This window comes from Yoonia sp. (genome assembly GCF_017854565.1).
Lineage (GTDB): Bacteria > Pseudomonadota > Alphaproteobacteria > Rhodobacterales > Rhodobacteraceae > Yoonia.
The window spans coordinates 41,177-59,839 of the sequence record NZ_JAFMHJ010000012.1; the positions used below are offsets into that span (position 1 = coordinate 41,177).

The window sequence follows — 18,663 nt, forward strand, 5'->3', positions numbered from 1 at the left end:
TGGAAACAATAACGTCAGTTGACACTTATTTTACTCCAATTCACAATCATTCCTCAAAACGGTCACAAAAACATCCCGAATGGAACGTGATGGTGTTCTTGGAATACGGCCAATGTAGCTTCAGCGCGCGGCTGCCGAAAACTTCAGAAAGCGGATAACTCATGGGCGATACCAGTAAAATTCTAGATGTATCATATGGCACTTTCTCTTGCCGGCTGGAAGGGTTCGACGATTCGGTCGAAACGATGAAAACCGTTGTGTCGTTTTTTCACACCTTGGCCGGTCATGATCGGTTTATGGATGTAGCGCCGCAAGCACCCGACATGGCCACTCTGGCGGCGTTGACCGCAGCACAAGCCGGTGCCCCCGTCGACATCGAGAGCGAAAATGGCGGCAGCCGTGTCAGCCTGCGGCTCAAACGTCCCGAGATCGCTGCAGATACCGCCGATCAAGACAGCGCCGCCCCTAGCCTGCGGATCAAAAAGCCCGACACCGCCCAAGACGCGTCTGGCGTCGCGCGCGATGGTGCCCTTGCCGCAAATGAAGAAGATTTTGCAGCGACGGATCTGGATGACGAGATTGCAGAAGCGGCCCACGCAGAGGACACAGCTGTTTTTGAAGACGAAGACGACGACGATCTGGATGATGCTGCCGACAACCTGATGGCAGACGATTTTGAAGAGGATGACGACGAAGACGCGGCACCCGAAGATACTGCCGCCGAAGATACTGTCGCAGAAGATACTGTCGCAGAAGCGCCGTTTTATGATCCCGCAGAGCAAGACGACGCGCGAGACAGCAACGACAGTATCGCGGCAAAGCTGCAGCGTATCCGGGCTGTGGTTGGCCGGACGGCGACACCCGCCGTCGAAGACAGTTTTTCCGAGGATTTGACCGATAGCCCCGAGACGACAACGGCGCCCTTGGCCAATCCTTTGGCCCAACGGCTTGCCGCGTTGGCGCAGCGGAATGCCGCGCGGATCATCCAAGAAGAGCAGTCAGGTGATGATGCCGAAGATACCATTGCGCAGACCGATGAAGACAGCCTTGACGATGATGATGACCTGACGACGGCACAACCCGACGACGATGCCGCCGAGATGGCAACGGATGACGCCCAAACCGATGGCGATATCGCCTTTGATGACGCCACAGAAGATGATGCCATGGCGCCTGCCACCAGCGATGACACCGAGGAATTCAGCCTGCACGACGAGGTCGCCGAAGTCGCGCGTGAAATCGCATTGCGCCGCGAAAACAACAGGTCCAAACGCGACGAACTACCCGACAATGACGATGAAGAGATGTCACGCATCTTGTCGCAGGCCGATGAGCGTCTGAATGAACCAGAGGGACGCCGCCACCGCGATGCGTTTGCACAGCTCAAAGCCGCAGTTGCAGCCACCGAAGCCGCGCGACAGCTTGGTGATCCGGGTGCAGATGTACGCGATCCGGGTGAAGCCTTCCGCGACGATCTTGATGTGCATGATACGACAGATGCGCTGGATACCGTTGATGATGCGCCCACGGCGGCCCCTTCACCGTTACGGCTGGTTCCAGCACAGCGCGTCGATGACACGGATCAAACGCCTGATCGCGCAACGGAACGGCTGCGCCAGATCGCGTCAACCAAAGAGGATATCGGTGCTGGCGACAGTGACTTTGCGGAGTTTGCCAAACAGCAGGGTGCGACGGAACTGGCCGATCTCCTCGAGGCCGCTGCGGCCTATATCGCCTTTGTCGAAGGCGACGATGATTTCTCGCGACCGCAGGTCATGAAAAAAGTCCAAATGGCCTCGACTGATGAATTCAGCCGCGAAGACGGGTTGCGGTCCTTTGGTCGACTGCTGCGGCAAAGCAAGATCATCAAACTGAACAACGGGCGGTTTCAGGTTTCCGAAGACACGCGGTTCCGGCCCGATGACAAGGCCGCCCAAGGCTAACGCCGCACATTTGCAAACGAAAACAGGCGGGGCCAAGACCCCGCCTGTTTCGCGTCAAACATCCGTCAAATCATCGAAACAGCGGCCATAGGCACCAAACAAGAAATGTCATGCGGGCCGCAGGCACGCGCCGTTAGATCACGCTTTTTCGTCCGGGTCCGGCTGTCCGATCCCCATAAAGACCCATTTCAGCGGGAAAACCCAGCCAATCCCCAAAGCCACATAGATGAAAAACTCCACCGCCCTGGGGAACCGCGCCGCCTCGCTCATCACGGTGACGGCCAGCGCGATATATGCGGGCAGCCCGATAACAAGCACCACCAGCGCCAGACGTTTGCGCGCTTTGTACCCCAGCGCCATCAGTCAGCGAAGGGGTCAGTGACAAGGATCGTGTCCTCGCGTTCCGGCGAAGTAGACACAAGCGCCACCGGACAATCAATCAGCTCTTCAATCCGGCGGACGTATTTGATGGCCTGTGCAGGCAGATCGGCCCACGACCGCGCGCCTTCGGTGGATTGCGACCAACCTTCGATTTCTTCGTAGATCGGGGTGCAACGCGCCTGTTGGTCCGCGGCTGTCGGCAAATAATCAAGCTGTTGACCGTCCAATGCGTAGCCGATGCAGATTTTCAACGTCTCGAACCCGTCCAGCACATCCAGCTTGGTCAAGGCAATCCCGTTAATGCCCGAGGTCGCACAGGTCTGGCGCAGCAGGCACGCATCGAACCAACCGCAACGCCGCTTGCGCCCGGTTGTCGTGCCAAATTCATGGCCGCGTTCGCCCAATCGCTGACCGTCATCATCAAGCAATTCGGTCGGGAACGGCCCCTCGCCCACGCGGGTCGTGTAGGCCTTTACGATGCCAAGGACAAAATCTATTGCCCCCGGGCCCAAGCCGACACCGGTCGCCGCCTGCCCTGCGATCACGTTGGACGAGGTCACGAACGGATAGGTGCCAAAATCAATATCCAGGAGCGCGCCTTGCGCCCCTTCGAACAGAATGCGTTTGCCCGCCTTGCGCTTTTCGTTCAGCACCTTCCAGACCGGCGCTGCGTATTGCAGCACCGCTGGCGCGATTTCACGCAGTTGCGCCAGCACGCCATCGCGGTCAATCGGGTCCAGCCCAAGCCCGCGGCGCAGCGCATCATGATGGATAAGCGCACGGTCCAGCCGCAATTCCAGCGTCGCATCATCGGCCAAATCGGCCACGCGGATCGCGCGGCGCCCGACCTTGTCTTCATAGCAAGGCCCGATGCCGCGCCCGGTGGTGCCAATCTTGGCGACAGAGCTCTGGTTTTCGCGGGCGCGGTCCAGTTCCCCATGGAATGGCAGGATCAGCGGCGTATTTTCCGCGATCATCAGCGTCTCGGGCGTGATCGACACGCCTTGACCACGCAGGGTTTCGATCTCGCCCATCAGGTGCCACGGGTCCAGAACGACGCCGTTGCCAATCACCGACAGCTTGCCGCCGCGCACGACGCCTGATGGCAGCGCATGCAACTTGTAGACAGCGCCATCAATGACCAGCGTATGCCCTGCGTTATGTCCGCCTTGAAAGCGGGCGATCACGTCGGCCCGCTCGGACAGCCAATCGACGATCTTGCCTTTGCCTTCGTCGCCCCACTGTGCGCCAACCACCACCACATTTGCCATGAACACTGTCCCTTTTGATCTTCGCTTGTCCTATATCGCTGTGCTGGTCTTTGGGAAACCGGAAATTTACCGCCGCCCGGACTGGACAGGCCCGACAGGCATTGCCATGGTCTGCGCACGTCAACGCAAAAGGGCATATCATGGGTTTCATTATTCGCTGGCTATGTGCCTTGGGCCTGCTGACCGCCACATATAATCCGACACAATGGAATTTTGGGCGCTGGAGCATGGCCAATTATGAAACCAACCTGTCGCTGACCGTTCTGTTCGGGCTGATCCTGTTGGTCGGCTATATTATTTATCTGCGCGCGACGCTGCGGTCGATTGGCATTTTTGGGATGCTTTTGATTCTTGCCGTGGTCGGCACATTGCTGTGGGTTCTGTATGATCAGGGCCTGATTGATTTGAATAATCCTGCGATAAATACATGGATTGCGATCGTCGCAATGTCGCTTGTGTTGGCGGTCGGGCTGTCGTGGTCGATCGTGCGCCGCAAGCTAAGCGGCCAGGCTGACGTTGACGACGTGGACGAATAGGACCTTTCAGGGGTTGCGGGACGCACGCGCAGCTTTTAGATACCGCGTGTTCGTGAACGCCCCGAAAGGCCCGCCTGATGGAAAACGTCGTCCTTATCGTCCACCTGATTCTGGCACTTAGCCTGATTGGTACCGTGCTTTTGCAGCGGTCAGAGGGTGGCGGCCTTGGTATGGGCGGCGGCGGCGGTGGTGCTTCCGGTGGCCGGCCCGCACCGACCGCGATGAGCAAATTCACATGGACGCTGGCGATTGCGTTTATCTGCACGTCGATTGCGCTGACATTGATCGCTGCGGAAAAAACGGCCGGATCGTCGGTTGTGGACCGTTTGGGCAATGCGCCAGTCGCGCAAGACGGCACCACGGTGCCGGACCTTGGTGGCAGCCTGCTGCCCCCGTCCGCGGATGAGGCACCACTGGTTCCGTCGGGCAACTAACCACAAGCGGTTGCCTGCACTATCCATTTGGCAACATGATATTGCGTCACCGGTTGCGCATCGGCCCCGAATCCGGTATTAGTCAAACCCCGTGATGATGCGAATTTAACAGTTCGCTTTCCCACAGTTTTTTGGAATTTTTCACGGGAGACCCCAGCCGATGGCGCGTTATATTTTCATTACCGGTGGCGTTGTGTCTTCGTTGGGCAAGGGCCTCGCTTCGGCCGCCTTGGGTGCGCTTTTGCAGGCACGCGGCTTTTCTGTACGCCTGCGCAAACTTGATCCCTATCTGAACGTCGATCCCGGCACGATGTCGCCATTTGAACATGGTGAGGTTTTCGTCACCGATGATGGGGCCGAAACGGATCTCGACCTTGGTCATTATGAACGTTTTACCGGGGTGCCGGCGCGCCAGACAGATTCGGTCAGCTCTGGCCGGATATATTCCACCGTGCTGGAAAAAGAACGGCGCGGCGATTATCTGGGCAAGACCATTCAGGTCGTCCCCCATGTCACCAATGAGATCAAGGAATTCCTGAAGATCGGCGACGATGAAGTTGATTTCATGCTTTGCGAGATCGGGGGCACCGTCGGTGACATCGAAGGCCTACCGTTCTTTGAGGCGATCCGCCAGTTCGCGCATGACAAACCGCGCGGCCAATGCATTTTCATGCATCTGACGCTGCTGCCCTATCTGGCGGCCAGCGGCGAGTTGAAGACCAAGCCGACCCAACACTCGGTCAAGGAACTGCAATCCATCGGGATTGCGCCCGATATCCTTGTCTGCCGGTCCGAACATCCGATCCCGGAAAAAGAGCGCGAGAAGATAGCCCTGTTCTGCAATGTGCGCAAGCAATGCGTGGTCGCCGCCTATGATCTGAAATCCATCTACGAGGCCCCGCTGGCCTATCATGAACAGGGGCTGGATCAGGCCGTGCTGGATGCGTTCGACATTTCGCCGGCACCCGCACCCAAGCTGGATGTCTGGCACGATGTCTATGACCGCATCCACAACCCCGAAGGCCACGTCAAGATCGCGATCGTCGGCAAATACACCCAGCTTGAAGACGCCTATAAGTCGATTGCAGAGGCGCTGACCCATGGCGGCATGGCGAACCGGGTCAAGGTCAAGATCGAATGGGTCGACGCCGAACTGTTCGACAGCAAGGATGCCGCCCCCTATCTGGAAGGCTTCCATGCCATTCTGGTCCCCGGCGGCTTTGGCGAACGCGGCACCGAAGGCAAGATCAAGGCGGCGCAATTCGCGCGCGAAAAGAAAATCCCCTATCTGGGTATCTGTCTGGGCATGCAAATGGCGGTGATCGAAGCCGCCCGCAATGTCGCGGGTATGAAAACCGCCGGGTCCGAAGAATTCGATCACGAGGCGGGCAAAAAGCGGTTCGAGCCCGTTGTTTACCACCTCAAGGAATGGGTGAAGGGCAGCCACACCGTGGCGCGCAAAACCGGCGACGACAAGGGCGGCACCATGCGCCTTGGCGCCTATGGCGCGACATTGGCCAAAGGGTCGCATGCGGCCAAGATATACGGCGGCACGACAATCGAAGAACGCCATCGCCACCGCTATGAGGTCGATATAAAGTACCGCGCGGCATTGGAAAGCGTCGGCCTGAAGTTTTCGGGCATGTCGCCTGACGGCAAACTACCCGAGATTGTCGAATGGGAAGACCACCCGTGGTTTATCGGCGTGCAATTCCATCCGGAACTGAAGTCAAAACCCTTTGCGCCGCACCCACTGTTTGCTGATTTCGTGCGCGCCGCAGTGGAAATTTCGCGGCTGGTGTAATCGCTTTGCCGGGCCCACTGTGCGGGACGAAGTTGCCATCGACCACAGTGCTTCCGATGACGGCAGTAGGCCCGAAGCGGACAATGTGCGGGGCGATGAGGTAGACAAAGAACGGACGCACGCGCGACACTGGTGGAATGGCCGAGATGCGGGACGGAACTGACTTCCGCTGCGGTTGAGCCAATGGCCGCTTCGGGCAGGTCAACAAACGGTGGTTTATTATACTGGTCTCAAATTCTTGATAGATATTACAAGTTTTCAAATGCAGCATAAGCTGTGCATCTGCTCAGGGCTTGCCAAAAAGCCAGGGTTTCATTGCTCACCGTATGCTCGACCAGAGGTTCGTTTCTGTCTGCGCCTTTCCTTGCCCAGTAAACCAATGATGAGCTGTCTTTGGAGTAGGTCCAATTTGAATGGGCAATAGCGTTGCGGAACGCTCGTATTGGATTATCAGTCAAGTACTTCGCGCATTTCCTGAGGGTCGTTCCTGCTTTGGAAGCCTTCTTGAGTTCATAGAAACAGGCATCGCTAAGGTAAACAAAGCAGATGTAGTTCTGGATTATGACTTGAGCGCGAACAACCTGCGGTGCTTTATCCCCTCCGGACATGTGCATGCTGTCCATAAAATATTGAAAAGACTTGAGCTCATCCAGTCTTGCGGAAAGCTTGATCGGGGTAGCTTCGCGTATCGCCCGCTTGGTATTTGGCTGAAAAAATCGCACCTCGCTCGCGATTGTCGTTGCGAGACGGTCTGCCATCAACGGACTCACTTTCACCAATGATGTAAGTTCATTATGGTAGTTTTTCATCTGATTATCGAGCTTTGACCAACTCATAGTACATTCGCTTATCAACAAGGAGTGCGTTGCGCCGTATTTGAACCGAACCATACAAGGCCCAATATGGCAAGACGCCTCGTCGGGCCCCAAAAGCGGTAGCATTGGTCATAGATGCGTCCAGCAGCAAAACCTCCATTGATTCTTTTTCTGCAGACCCTTGGCAAACGCAGGTTTCTTCCTTCACGTTTTTTTGGCCTCTGTCACAGAACCGGGCATTCGCTGTTCCGCAGCAATCCTCCTCTCTGGGCTCTGACCTGTCGTTCGCTGCATCGTTGCCCAACGGCCGCTTTGGCGCAACGGTCAAATTTTGCAAACGTCACTATCTGCGCATAGCCGACACGCATGCGGACCGCAGCACTTTGGGCCAGAAACGGTCATTTCCATAGGACGCACTGCAACACACTGCCAGCCTTAGAACCTGAACGCCACCTTTCGCGTGATCACCACGCTGGCGCTGACCTGATCGGTGGTCTGGGTGATCGGGCTGTCGGCGGCATCATCACGTAGTTGGTCATAGCGCAGCGTGCCGGTGACGCCCCAGTCGTCGGTGATCTGATATGTCGCCTGCGCCTTGACCCCTTGGCTAAGCCACCCGCCGCGCGCGTCGAATGCGGCAAAGCTACTGACGTCGCTTTCGGCTGACGTTACCCCGAAATATGTCTGTGCATAGTCGTCGCTGCCCCAAAACAGGCGCGGGCCGGCGCGGAATGTCAGTTGGTCGGTGGCGCGGTAGATGACATCACCCCCCACCTCGGCGACCATGGATTCATGCCCGATGACCCCATAACGCAGGTCAGCGAAAACATCGAAGTTTGGCGCGCTGTATTGCACCCCGCCGCCCACTTCGACGGCCAGATCAAGGTCGGTCATGCCTGCCAGCTCTGGGAAATCGGCGGCGGCGCGGCTGCTGACAATCCGAAACGACCCCCGTGGACCAAAGCCATCGTCAGCATCGCCACCGCCCAGCGTCACGGGCCCCAGCGACAGTGCGCCAAGCGCAAAGCTGCCCGTTGGTCCGACGGCATTGGTATCCGCACCAAAATAGCCCGGCGACGATTGCGCGCCCAGACCCAACGCGAAGCTGATTGACGGTTCACCTTCCGCAAAAGCCGCGACAGGACAGCAGAGGAGCAAAAAAGGCAAAAGGCGCATGGGATTTCTTTCATCAGATCATCGGTGTTCAAGGGTAGTACGCCGCAGGACCATGGCAAGCGCCTTGGCGTGCCGCTGCTTTGTTGCTACGTGCGGTGGGAAAACAAGAGGCGATCCACATGCTATCCTACCAACATGGCTATCACGCGGGCAATCTGGCGGATGTGCACAAGCACAGCCTGTTGTCTTGGGCGCTGGATTATATGGTCCGCAAGGACAAACCGCTAAGCTATCTGGAAACGCACGCCGGGCGCGGTCTTTATGACTTGACCGACGAGGCTGCGGTGAAGACCGGTGAAGCCGCCAAAGGTATTGCGATTGTCCGCGATTGGTTTGCCGCTGACCATCCCTATGCCAAAGTGCTGGCACGCATCCGTGCAGCGCATGGGCCGAATGCCTATCCCGGATCACCATTGGTTGCGGCAGAGCTGTTGCGCCCCATGGACAACATTCATCTGGCCGAACTGCACCCGCAGGAATTTGCCGCGTTAAAAGGCAATATGGCCCCCTATGGCGGGATTTATCGCCAGCGTGATGGCTGGGAAATGGCCCTGTCGGTCTGCCCGCCCGATCCCCGGCGCGGTCTGTTGCTGATTGATCCATCGTTCGAGGTGAAGACGGACTACGAAACCATCCCCAAAACGCTTGGTGATATTCACCGCAAATGGGGTGTTGGGGTGCTGATGCTGTGGTATCCTATTCTGACAGACGCGCCGCACAAGCCAATGATCGCGGCCCTGCGGGGGGCCATCCCCGACGCGATAACCCACGAGGTCAGCTTTGCGCCGGCACGTCCCGGTCACCGCATGGTCGGGTCCGGTCTGTTTGTCGTCAATGCACCTTATGGGTTCGCGCAAGAGGCCGCAAAGCTATCACGCCTCTTTCAACATAAATTCAAGGGACGTATGTAATGGCCATGTTTGCTGATTTGCTCCGGCGGTTAACCGCCCCCGAACCACAAAAGCTGTCCGATCCGGACGCACGGCTCGCGCTTGGTGCGCTTTTGGTTCGCATTGCGCGGTCTGACGGCCATTATGCCGCTGCTGAAATCCAGCAAATCGACTGCGCCCTTGCGGCCCGCTATGCGTTGCCCGCGACCGCCGCCGCAGCCCTGCGTGCAGATTGCGAAGTATTGGAGGCCGAGGCGCCCGACACCGTGCGCTTTACCCGCGCGATCAAGGACGCCGTGGGTTATGATGATCGCCTTGCCGTGATCGCGGCGATGTGGTCGGTCGTTCTGGCTGACGGCCTGCGCGAGGAAGAGGAAGACAGCCTGATGCGGATGATATCGTCACTGCTGGGCGTGTCGGATCAAGATAGCCACAAGGCAAGGCTGCGGGTCATCGCGGACCGGGGATGATCGCCAGCTTACCGATGTACGCGCGCCGCTCGAACCGGGCCGCGCATGATACGTTATGGGCGTTGATCAGGGACCGGTTGCGGGCGCAGGGCATCGCCGCACCCGATATGCTTGACCATGACATTGACCATGTGGCAAGTTGGCAGCGCCCGGATCTGGTTCTGGGGCAGATCTGCAATCTGCCGTACCGCGCGCAATTTCGTGACAAAGTGACGCTGATCGGGGCCGCCGATCATGGGCTTACTGATTGCGCGCCGGGCTATTACAACAGTGTGTTTGTCGTGCATCACGATACGCGGGCACCACCCCGCAGGACTTTGCGAATGCGCGTTTTGCCTGCAACGATATGATGTCCCAATCGGGCTATGGCGCGCCACAAACATGGGCCGAGGCACGCGGTTTTCGATTTGCCGCGCCAATGGTCACCGGCAGTCACCATGAGAGCATCGCCACTGTCGCGACCGGTCAGGCAGATATCGCGGCTATTGATGCACAGACGTGGTGGATCGAGGCGCGCGAAAACCCGGCATTGCAGCACCTGCGCATCATCGCTCAGACCCACAGCACGCCGGGGCAAAGTTTCATCACCCGTGCGGGACAGAATCCTGCGCCCTACTTCACCGCCATTGCGGGTGCTATACGCGCCGCGCCTGCCGCAGTGCGCACATCGCTCAACCTGCGGGGGATTGTTGCGCTGCCGCAGATCACCTATGACTTGCCGCTTCCGCCCAAGATTAAGGCAATCGCGGACTGACGTACGGTCACCGCGACACCAATGCGTTGCAAAGGCGTACGAAATAAGCACTACTTGGCGAGAGAATAACAAAAGTTGCCCCATTGACTGAAACTGCCCCCGTCATCGAGATCCGCGATTTACACAAATCCTATGGCCCGCTTGAGGTGCTTAAGGGTGTGGATATCATCGCGCCTGCGGGGCATGTGGTGTCGCTGATCGGGTCGTCGGGGTCGGGGAAATCGACGCTGCTGCGCTGTGCCAACCTTTTGGAAGAGAGCCAGCAAGGCGATGTGATTTTCTGCGGAGAACCGGTAATTTGGAAAGGGACCGGTATGTACCGCCGCCCCGCCGATCACGCCCAAATGATCCGTATCCGCACGAACCTGTCGATGGTGTTTCAGCAATTCAATCTATGGGCACATATGACAATCCTGCAAAACGTGATGGAGGCCCCTGTCACCGTGCTGAAGCGCGATAAGGCAGAGGTTGAGGCAGCCGCGCGCGGATATCTCGACAAGGTCGGGATCGGTGACAAATGTGACGCCTATCCGGCGCAACTGTCGGGCGGGCAACAGCAACGCGCCGCAATTGCGCGCGCGTTATGCATGGAACCCAAGGCGCTGCTGTTTGACGAACCAACCAGCGCGCTGGACCCCGAGCTGGAACAGGAGGTCATCAAGGTCATCAAGGATCTGGCAAACGAAGGCCGGACCATGCTGATCGTCACGCACGACATGCGACTGGCAGCTGACGTCAGTGACCATGTCGTGTTCCTGCACCAAGGCAAAATCGAAGAGGAAGGCGCGCCAGACGTGCTTTTCAACAATCCCAAAACAGATCGACTGCGCGGTTTTCTATCCGCCACGATCGCATGACACATTAACCCCGGAGTATTCTTGATGAAAAAACTGATCCTTTCCACCGCTGCACTGGCCCTTGTCGGCAGCATGACATTCGCCGAGTCGCATACTGTTGTGCGGCTCGCCACCGAGGGCGCCTACCCTCCTTACAACTTCATCAATGACGCGGGCGAAGTGGATGGGTTCGAGCGCGAACTGGGTGATGAGCTTTGCGCGCGGGCCGCATTGACCTGTGAATGGGTCACCAACGAATGGGACAGCATCATTCCCAACCTTGTCTCTGGCAACTATGACGCCATCATCGCGGGCATGTCGATCACCGACGAGCGCAAGGAGGTCATCGACTTTTCAGACGCCTACACCCTGCCCGACCCCTCTGCATTTCTTGGTATGGGCGATGTCGACGTGACCACCGCTGTGATTGCCGCGCAGGCCAGCACGATTCAGGCCAGCTATGTCGCGGGGATGCCTGGGGCGACCTTGCTCGAGTTCGCGTCGCCAGATGAAACCATCGCAGCCGTCAAGAATGGCGAAGCCGATGCGGTTCTGGCCGACAAGGCATTCCTGGAGCCTGTTGCGGAATCCGATCCAGAGGTATCCATCATCGGTGATGACGTTCTGATCGGCGGCGGCATCGGCCTTGGCGTCCGCAAGACCGATACAGAATTGCGCGACAAGTTCAGCACCGCAATCCAATCCATGAAGGATGACGGCACCCTGAACGCGCTGATCGCCAAGTGGCTGCCCGGTTCCGCCCTATTCTAAGCACTTGATCAAGGGGGTCCGTCGCCCCCTTGATCCTTCCTCACCCCCGGTGATCTCATTTTCAGTTTCTGCACAGACCCCGCCATCCTTGAAGGGTTTCAATGGCTTAGCTGCTACCTGACCACAGGCAAGCATATGTCGATCTATTATGCGCTGGGGACGGTCCTGTTGTTACTGGCCATTACCGGGCCCGTCGCGCTGGCCTTTGGCTTTGGCGGGGCATCGGCCGCGCGCAGCCACATCACGCCGCTGCGCTGGATCGGCAAGACCTATATCGCGATCGTGCGCGGCGTCCCGGATATTGCATTCTTTTTGTTCTTCGTGATCGCATTGGATCAGATGTTTGAATACATCCGTCATACGATAAAATGCCCGGACTGGACCGACCCGGTGCGGCAGGGCAGTGATTTCGTCGTCTGCGCTGCCGCGAAACTGCCGCTGGGCAATGCGCCGCAATGGGTCCATGAAACCTATGGGTTTTCCATCGCTGTCTTGACGTTTTCCATCGTTTTCGGGGCCTTTGCCGCAAATGTCCTGTTTGGCGCAATGCGTGCCGTTCCGCGCGGCCAGCTTGAAACCGCCGAGGCTTATGGGATGTCGCGCCGCCAGACATTCTGGCGTGTGTTGGTGCCGCAAATGTGGGTCTTTGCCCTGCCTGGCCTATCCAACCTGTGGATGGTTCTGATCAAGTCAACGCCGCTTTTGTTTCTGTTGGGGGTCGAGGATATTGTCTATTGGGCGCGCGAGTTGGGCGGGGCCAAACAGCCGCAGTTCACCGACTATCCGCATCCTGACTGGCGCATCTGGTATTTCTTCGCGCTGCTTGTTTTCTACCTGTGCTTTACCAAAGTGTCCGAACTTGTTCTGGACAAGATAATGGCCAGACTGACCCTTGGGCAGGCGACTGCCGCCGGGGAACGCCAGCGAAAGGCGGCACGATGAGCTGTTGGGAAACCATCATCGACTACGGGTTGCGCAGCCAGGGTATTGGCGAACGCCTGCTGCCGCGCAATGATTTCACACTGTGCCAGCAGTTCACCCTGATCGGGTCCGGCATGATCTGGAATGTGTATTTTGGCGTCGTCGCGCTTTGTGCCGGCTTTTTTCTGGCCACGGTGGTGGCGATGGGCAAAGCGGCCCGCAACCCGTTCATCCGCAAACCGTCCGAATGGTTCATCTTTATCTTTCGCGGCTCACCGCTTTTCATCCAGTTCTTCTTTGCCTACTTTCTGTTCCTCAGTCTTAAAGGTGCCTATCCGTTCTTCAGCCCGCTGACCTCGGCATGGGCGGGGGCATTGGTGGTGCTTTTCCTCAATACCGCCGCCTATTCCGGCGAAATATTCTATGGCGCACTGCAATCCATCCCCAAGGGCGATATCGAAGCTGCGGATGCCTATGGCCTGTCGGGCTGGTCGCGGTTTCGGCGGGTGATCTGGCCGACGATGTTGCGTCTGGCCTGGCCTGCCTACACGAACGAAGCCATCTTTTTGTTTCACGCCACGACATTGGTGTTCTTTTCGGGGTTTCCAGCGACGCAGCAACGCGGTGATGCGCTGTACTATGCCAGCTATTTTGCCGACAAGACATTCAACCCTTTCGTCCCGTATCCGATCCTGGCCGGCTATTTCATTGTGCTGACCCTGATTGTGGTCGGCATCTTTGGACTGGTCAACGCCGGGCTGAACCGCCATTTACCGCAGGACCAACGCGCAAAGCTGCGCATAAAACCACAGGCAATCAGATGACTTGGCTCGACGACCATCACGAAGTGCGCAATGTGCGCTGCGGTGCGGCAGATTTGAACGGGCAGGCACGTGGCAAACGCGTGCCACGCAAGTTTGCACCAAAACTCGAAGAAGACGGCATGCGGTTTCCATTTTCCATCCTCAATCTTGATATCTGGGGCGAGGATGTCGAAGACAGCCCACTGGTGTTCGAAGCTGGCGACCCCGACGGGGTGCTGATGCCCACCGAACGTGGCTATGTTCCGATGCCGTGGCTGCAAAGCCCCTCGGCCCTGCTGCCCATGTGGATGTTTCACGAAGACGGCACCCCGTTCGAAGGCGATCCGCGTCAGGCGCTTAGCCGTGTCGTTGGCCGCTACAAGGCACGCGGCCTGACGCCGGTGGTTGCGACCGAGATGGAATTCTATCTGGTCGATGACAGCGGCGATGGCATCCGGCAGCCACGATCACCGCGTTCTGGCAAACGGCGGCCCGGTGCCGAGGTCCTGTCGTTGCGGGCGTTGGACGCCTTTGACGGGTTTTTCAACGATCTTTATGACGCCTGCGAAGTGATGGATATCCCTGCCGAGGCGGCGATTTCAGAGGTTGGCATGGGCCAGTTCGAGGTGAACCTCGAACATGTCCCTGACGCGCTCAAGGCCGCCGACGATGCGTGGCTGTTCAAGATGCTGGTGCGCGGTGTGGCGCGCAATCACGGGATGGCCGCCAGTTTCATGGCAAAGCCATATCACGAATATGCCGGCAGCGGGCTGCACACGCATTTTTCCGTGATTGATGCCGATGGCAACAACCTGATGGCCAATGACACATTTGAAGGCACGCCGTTGCTGCACAACGCGATTGCCGGTTGCCTGAAAGGGATCCCCGATCTGGCGCTGATTTTTGCGCCGCACGGCAATTCCTATGAACGGCTGGTCCCCGAAAGCCACGCGCCAACAGGCGTCTGCTGGGCCTATGACAACCGGACAGCATCCGTCCGGGTCCCCGGTGGCAGTTTCAAGGCACGGCGGGTCGAACACCGCGTCGCCGGCGGCGATGTGAACCCCTATCTGTTTCTGGCGGCGGTGCTGGGGTCGGCACTGATCGGGATCGAGGACAACCTGACCCCACCCAAGCCGATTTCAGGCAATGCCTATGATCAAGACATCCTGCAAATTCCTGACACCTGGGCAGCCGCGATTGATGCGTTTGAAGATAGCCCGATCGCGCGGCGCATCTTTGACGACACGCTGGTCGATAATTTCGTCATGACGAAACGGCAGGAGCTTCATTACTTCAAAGAGTTGACGGATGAACAGCGACTGGAACTGTATCTGGATACGGTTTAAGCAGGAGAAACCAAATTTTCCGGAAAATTTTGGGTCCAGAAGGATTTTCCAGAAAAGCCTTCGCTGCTGCGCGTGCTTGCGGTGGTCTTTCACTCAGGCTAGCGTGTCGTCAATCCAAACACATGGTGCTTTATGAAAATCGGTATCCTGCAAACAGGCCATGCGCCGGATGAAATCCGGCCTGAACTGGGCGATTACGCTGATCTTTTCGAAAAACTACTGCAAGGAAATGGTTTCAGTTTCCAGACGTACAACGTCGTTGATATGGAATTTCCGGCACAGATCACAGACAGTGACGGCTGGCTGATTACCGGCTCCAGACACGGTACCTACGAAGATCTTCCGTTCATCCCCCCGCTTGAGGCGCTGATCCGCGACATCTATGCCGCTGGCATCCCGATGGTCGGCATCTGCTTTGGCCATCAGATCATCGCGCAAGCGCTTGGCGGCAAGGTCATGAAATTTGACGGTGGCTGGGCTGTCGGCCGCCAGACCTATGACTGGAACGGACAGTCTGTGTCGCTGAATGCCTGGCATCAGGATCAGGTTGTTACGCGCCCCACAGATGCAACGACATGCGCCAGCAACGCATTTTGCGAGAACGCCGCGCTGATCTATGGCCAGCGCGCCTTTACCGTGCAGGCCCATCCGGAATTTGATGCGGCCTTTATCAGCGGTCTGGCGACCCATCGCGGCCCCGGTGTTGTGCCCGATGATCAGCTTGCACAAGCGCATGCCACCCTGACCGAACCGACCGACAATGCACATCTTGCCCGCCAGATCGCGCGCTTCTTCAAAGAAAGAGAACTGGCATGAACTGGACTGACGCCATCCCCGACGCCGCAAAACGGTATTTGGAAACCAAGGGCCTGGACGAAGTGGAATGCGTCATTGCCGACCTGCCGGGCATCGCGCGGGGCAAGGCCGTGCCAGCGGCGAAATGGAACAGACAACCCCACTTTCACCTGCCCAATTCCATCTTTTTCCAAACCATCACCGGTGACTGGGGCGAAGCGGCAGGACCCGATGGCTTTCTTGAACCGGACATGATCCTGAAACCGGATCTCAGCACGGCGACCGCCGCCCCTTGGGCTGCTGATGGCACGCTGCAGGTCATCCATGACGCCTTTGACCAAAAGGGCAAGCCGGTGCCGTTTTCGCCGCGCAACGTCCTGCGCCGCGTGGTCGATCTGTATAAGGCCGAAGGGTGGACCCCGGTTGTCGCGCCAGAGATGGAATTCTATCTGGTCGCGCGCAACATCGACCCTGCCAAGCCGATCGAGCCGATGATGGGCCGCACCGGGCGTCCTGCCGCCGGGCGACAGGCCTATTCGATGAGCGCGGTGGATGATTACGGCCCGGTGATTGATGACATCTACGAATATGCCGAAATTCAAGGTTTTGAGATTGATGGCATTGCTCAGGAAGGCGGTGCCGGCCAACTGGAAATCAACCTGCGCCATGGCAACCCAATCAAGTTGGCTGACGAGGTCTTCTTTTTCAAACGCCTGATCCGTGAGGCCGCCCTGAAACACGATTGTTTCGCCACCTTTATGGCAAAACCGATCGAGGGTGAGCCGGGCAGCGCCATGCATGTCCACCATTCCGTCATCGACGCAAAGGGCCGCAACCTGTTTACCGGCCCGCATGGGGGTGAAACAGATGCTTTCTTTCACTTCATCGGCGGCCTGCAGGAACATATGCCCAGCGCGATTGCCGTCATCGCGCCCTATGTGAACAGCTATCGTCGTTATGTCCCCGATAGTGCGGCACCGGTGAATTTGGAATGGGGCCGCGACAACCGGACCACAGGTATCCGGATCCCGATCAGCGATCCCTCGGCGCGCCGCATTGAAAACCGGTTGCCGGGTATGGACTGCAACCCGTATTTGTGTATCGCCGCGTCGCTTGCCTGTGGGTATCTTGGCATGAAAAACGAAATTCGCCCTGACAAGCGCTGGCAAGGCGAGGCCTACGATTCAGAGGCGGAAATTGCCGCATCATTGTGGGACGCGCTTGATTTGTTCGACGGTGCAAAAGAACTGCACGAGATCCTTGGCCCTGATTTCGCCCGGGTCTATTCGATTGTCAAACGTACTGAATATACAGAATTCCTACAGGTCATCAGCCCTTGGGAACGTGAACACCTGCTGCTGAACGTATGAACCCGCTTTACCGCAACGACCGCCCCGGGCAGTTTCCCAAAAGCTGGTACGTCGCCAGCACCGATCTGCCACCCGAGCGCCCACCGCTTTACGGGCACACGGCGGCGGATGTTTGTATCGTGGGCGCGGGCTTTACCGGGTTATCCGCGGCGTTGCACCTTGCCCAAAAGGGGTTTGATGTCGTTGTGCTGGACGCGCACCGTGCCGGTTTCGGTGCGTCGGGCCGCAATGGGGGCCAGGTGGGTAGCGGTTTTAACGTCAGCCAGGGCACGCTGGAAAAAAAGCTGGGAAAAGGTGCCGCTGCTGCGCTTTGGGCCTTGGCCGAAGAAGCCAAAGACGACGTGCGCCGGAACTGCGCGGCCTACGCGCCTGATGCCCGCTATACCCCCGGTGTCGCGCATGGGTTCTACAATCGCAAAGAGGCACAAAGCTATGCCCGCGACGCCGCGCATCTGGCCGCGACATATGGCTATGACCAGATTGAAACGCTTGATCCCGATGCGATGCATGATCTGGTAAAGTCGCCGCTTTATCATGGTGGTTTGCTGGACATGGGCGCGGGGCACCTGCACCCGCTGCGCTATGTCCTGGGGCTGGCGCGGGCAGCAGAGGCGGCGGGGGTGCGGATCTTTGAACGGTCCGAAGTGCATCATATCGCCCATGGCGATCCCGCAGAGGTGCGCACCGGTCAGGGCCGGGTCAATGCCGCCCATGTGATCCTTGCCGGGAACGGTTACCTGCCCAACATCGCCCCCAAAGTGGCGGCCAAGGTGATGCCGATCAACAGCTTTATCTGTGCCACCGAACCGCTGGGTGATCGTGCGGCGGCGGTATTGGCGCGTGATATCGCAGTTGCCGATAGCAAGTTTGTGGTGAACTATTACCGCATGTCCGAAGACAAGCGGTTCCTGTTTGGCGGGCGCGAAAGCTATTCGATGGGGTTCCCGCACGATATTTCAACCGCTTTGGTCGCCCGGATGACGCATCTTTTCCCGCAACTGAAGGGGACCCGGATCGACTATGTCTGGGGCGGCACCCTGGGCATCACCATGACCCGTCTGCCCGCAATCCAGCGGGTTGCGCCCAATATCGTGTCGGGTGCCGGTTTCTCGGGCCATGGTGTCGCGCTGTCGGGTTTGGCGGGCAAGGTGATGGCCGAGGCGATTGCCGGACAGGCCGGACGATTTGACACGCTTGCCGGTCTTCAGGTCCCCAATTTTCCCGGTGGCAGCGCCTTTCGCGCGCCGCTGCTGACGCTGGCGATGACGTGGTATGCGCTGCGCGACCGTTTGGGCGTCTGAATTCGCGGATATTTCACGCAAGGGCCAAAATCGGGCCACATTG

At 58.2% G+C, this 18,663-nt stretch carries 20 protein-coding genes; 16 read left to right on the forward strand and 4 right to left on the reverse strand.

The genetic code is table 11. The features are described from left to right. Positions 1-161 precede the first annotated feature (161 nt). Positions 162-1,943, forward strand: a complete 1,782-nt coding sequence (locus QZ196_RS07170) for a hypothetical protein (protein ID WP_296425122.1) — start codon at positions 162-164, stop codon at positions 1,941-1,943. Positions 1,944-2,081: 138 nt separating this feature from the next. Here the strand turns inward: QZ196_RS07170 and QZ196_RS07175 are convergent, their stop codons facing one another. Together QZ196_RS07175 and QZ196_RS07180 are read right to left on the reverse strand one after the other, a co-directional pair. After that, a complete protein-coding gene (locus tag QZ196_RS07175) occupies positions 2,082-2,303 on the reverse strand; it encodes a DUF2842 domain-containing protein (RefSeq protein ID WP_296425123.1) in 222 nt (73 codons plus the stop codon). Continuing rightward, entirely contained in the window at positions 2,303-3,595 is a 1,293-nt protein-coding gene (locus QZ196_RS07180; RefSeq protein ID WP_296425124.1) for an adenylosuccinate synthase, read from the reverse strand. The genes QZ196_RS07175 and QZ196_RS07180 overlap by 1 nt, the downstream gene beginning before the upstream one ends. Positions 3,596-3,735: 140 nt before the next feature. Between QZ196_RS07180 and QZ196_RS07185 the strand changes: the two genes are divergently transcribed. From QZ196_RS07185 to QZ196_RS07195, 3 genes are all read left to right on the forward strand, one after another. Beyond that, entirely contained in the window at positions 3,736-4,131 is a 396-nt protein-coding gene (locus tag QZ196_RS07185) for a DUF6524 family protein (RefSeq protein WP_296425125.1), read from the forward strand. A 77-nt stretch (positions 4,132-4,208) separates the two neighbouring features. Next, positions 4,209-4,565: a preprotein translocase subunit SecG gene (secG, locus tag QZ196_RS07190; protein ID WP_296425126.1), complete on the forward strand. Its 357-nt coding sequence runs from the start codon at positions 4,209-4,211 to the stop codon at positions 4,563-4,565. 160 nt (positions 4,566-4,725) lie between these two features. Beyond that, positions 4,726-6,369: a CTP synthase gene (locus QZ196_RS07195; protein WP_296425127.1), complete on the forward strand. Its 1,644-nt coding sequence runs from the start codon at positions 4,726-4,728 to the stop codon at positions 6,367-6,369. A 248-nt stretch (positions 6,370-6,617) separates the two neighbouring features. Here the strand turns inward: QZ196_RS07195 and QZ196_RS07200 are convergent, their stop codons facing one another. Then, entirely contained in the window at positions 6,618-7,178 is a 561-nt protein-coding gene (locus QZ196_RS07200) for a hypothetical protein (RefSeq protein ID WP_296425128.1), read from the reverse strand. A gap of 441 nt (positions 7,179-7,619) precedes the next feature. Next, positions 7,620-8,360 carry a MipA/OmpV family protein gene (locus tag QZ196_RS07205; protein WP_296425129.1) on the reverse strand — a complete coding sequence of 247 codons (741 nt, stop codon included), beginning with the start codon at positions 8,358-8,360 and terminating at the stop codon, positions 7,620-7,622. Between the two features lie 119 nt (positions 8,361-8,479). Here QZ196_RS07205 and rlmJ point away from each other — a divergent pair, with 119 nt between their 5' ends. The 12 genes from rlmJ (at position 8,480) to QZ196_RS07265 (ending at position 18,620) form a co-directional block, all read left to right on the forward strand. Next, positions 8,480-9,271 carry a 23S rRNA (adenine(2030)-N(6))-methyltransferase RlmJ gene (gene rlmJ, locus QZ196_RS07210; protein WP_296425130.1) on the forward strand — a complete coding sequence of 264 codons (792 nt, stop codon included), beginning with the start codon at positions 8,480-8,482 and terminating at the stop codon, positions 9,269-9,271. A gap of 5 nt (positions 9,272-9,276) precedes the next feature. Next, entirely contained in the window at positions 9,277-9,720 is a 444-nt protein-coding gene (locus QZ196_RS07215; RefSeq protein WP_296425166.1) for a TerB family tellurite resistance protein, read from the forward strand. After that, positions 9,717-10,070 carry a hypothetical protein gene (locus QZ196_RS07220; protein WP_296425131.1) on the forward strand — a complete coding sequence of 118 codons (354 nt, stop codon included), beginning with the start codon at positions 9,717-9,719 and terminating at the stop codon, positions 10,068-10,070. The genes QZ196_RS07215 and QZ196_RS07220 overlap by 4 nt, the downstream gene beginning before the upstream one ends. Next, positions 10,067-10,474 (forward strand): PhnD/SsuA/transferrin family substrate-binding protein, encoded by a 408-nt coding sequence (locus QZ196_RS07225; protein WP_296425132.1) that lies wholly within the window; start codon positions 10,067-10,069, stop codon positions 10,472-10,474. The genes QZ196_RS07220 and QZ196_RS07225 overlap by 4 nt, the downstream gene beginning before the upstream one ends. An 83-nt stretch (positions 10,475-10,557) precedes the next feature. After that, complete coding sequence (locus QZ196_RS07230) at positions 10,558-11,331, forward strand: amino acid ABC transporter ATP-binding protein (protein ID WP_296425133.1); 774 nt, start codon at positions 10,558-10,560, stop codon at positions 11,329-11,331. A gap of 24 nt (positions 11,332-11,355) precedes the next feature. Then, complete coding sequence (locus tag QZ196_RS07235; RefSeq protein ID WP_296425134.1) at positions 11,356-12,081, forward strand: transporter substrate-binding domain-containing protein; 726 nt, start codon at positions 11,356-11,358, stop codon at positions 12,079-12,081. A gap of 57 nt (positions 12,082-12,138) precedes the next feature. Then, positions 12,139-13,023, forward strand: coding sequence for an ABC transporter permease subunit (locus QZ196_RS07240; RefSeq protein WP_296425167.1), 885 nt, complete (start codon positions 12,139-12,141; stop codon positions 13,021-13,023). After that, a complete protein-coding gene (locus tag QZ196_RS07245) occupies positions 13,020-13,826 on the forward strand; it encodes an ABC transporter permease subunit (RefSeq protein WP_296425135.1) in 807 nt (268 codons plus the stop codon). The genes QZ196_RS07240 and QZ196_RS07245 overlap by 4 nt, the downstream gene beginning before the upstream one ends. Then, positions 13,823-15,154 (forward strand): glutamine synthetase family protein, encoded by a 1,332-nt coding sequence (locus QZ196_RS07250; RefSeq protein ID WP_296425136.1) that lies wholly within the window; start codon positions 13,823-13,825, stop codon positions 15,152-15,154. The genes QZ196_RS07245 and QZ196_RS07250 overlap by 4 nt, the downstream gene beginning before the upstream one ends. Positions 15,155-15,286: 132 nt before the next feature. After that, complete coding sequence (locus QZ196_RS07255; RefSeq protein ID WP_296425137.1) at positions 15,287-15,970, forward strand: type 1 glutamine amidotransferase; 684 nt, start codon at positions 15,287-15,289, stop codon at positions 15,968-15,970. Continuing rightward, positions 15,967-17,319 (forward strand): glutamine synthetase family protein, encoded by a 1,353-nt coding sequence (locus QZ196_RS07260; protein ID WP_296425138.1) that lies wholly within the window; start codon positions 15,967-15,969, stop codon positions 17,317-17,319. Before QZ196_RS07255 ends, QZ196_RS07260 begins: the two co-directional genes overlap by 4 nt. After that, the gene (locus QZ196_RS07265; protein ID WP_296425139.1) at positions 17,316-18,620 is read left to right on the forward strand and encodes an FAD-binding oxidoreductase; all 1,305 of its coding nucleotides are present in this window, start codon (positions 17,316-17,318) and stop codon (positions 18,618-18,620) included. The genes QZ196_RS07260 and QZ196_RS07265 overlap by 4 nt, the downstream gene beginning before the upstream one ends. Positions 18,621-18,663: the final 43 nt, after the last annotated feature.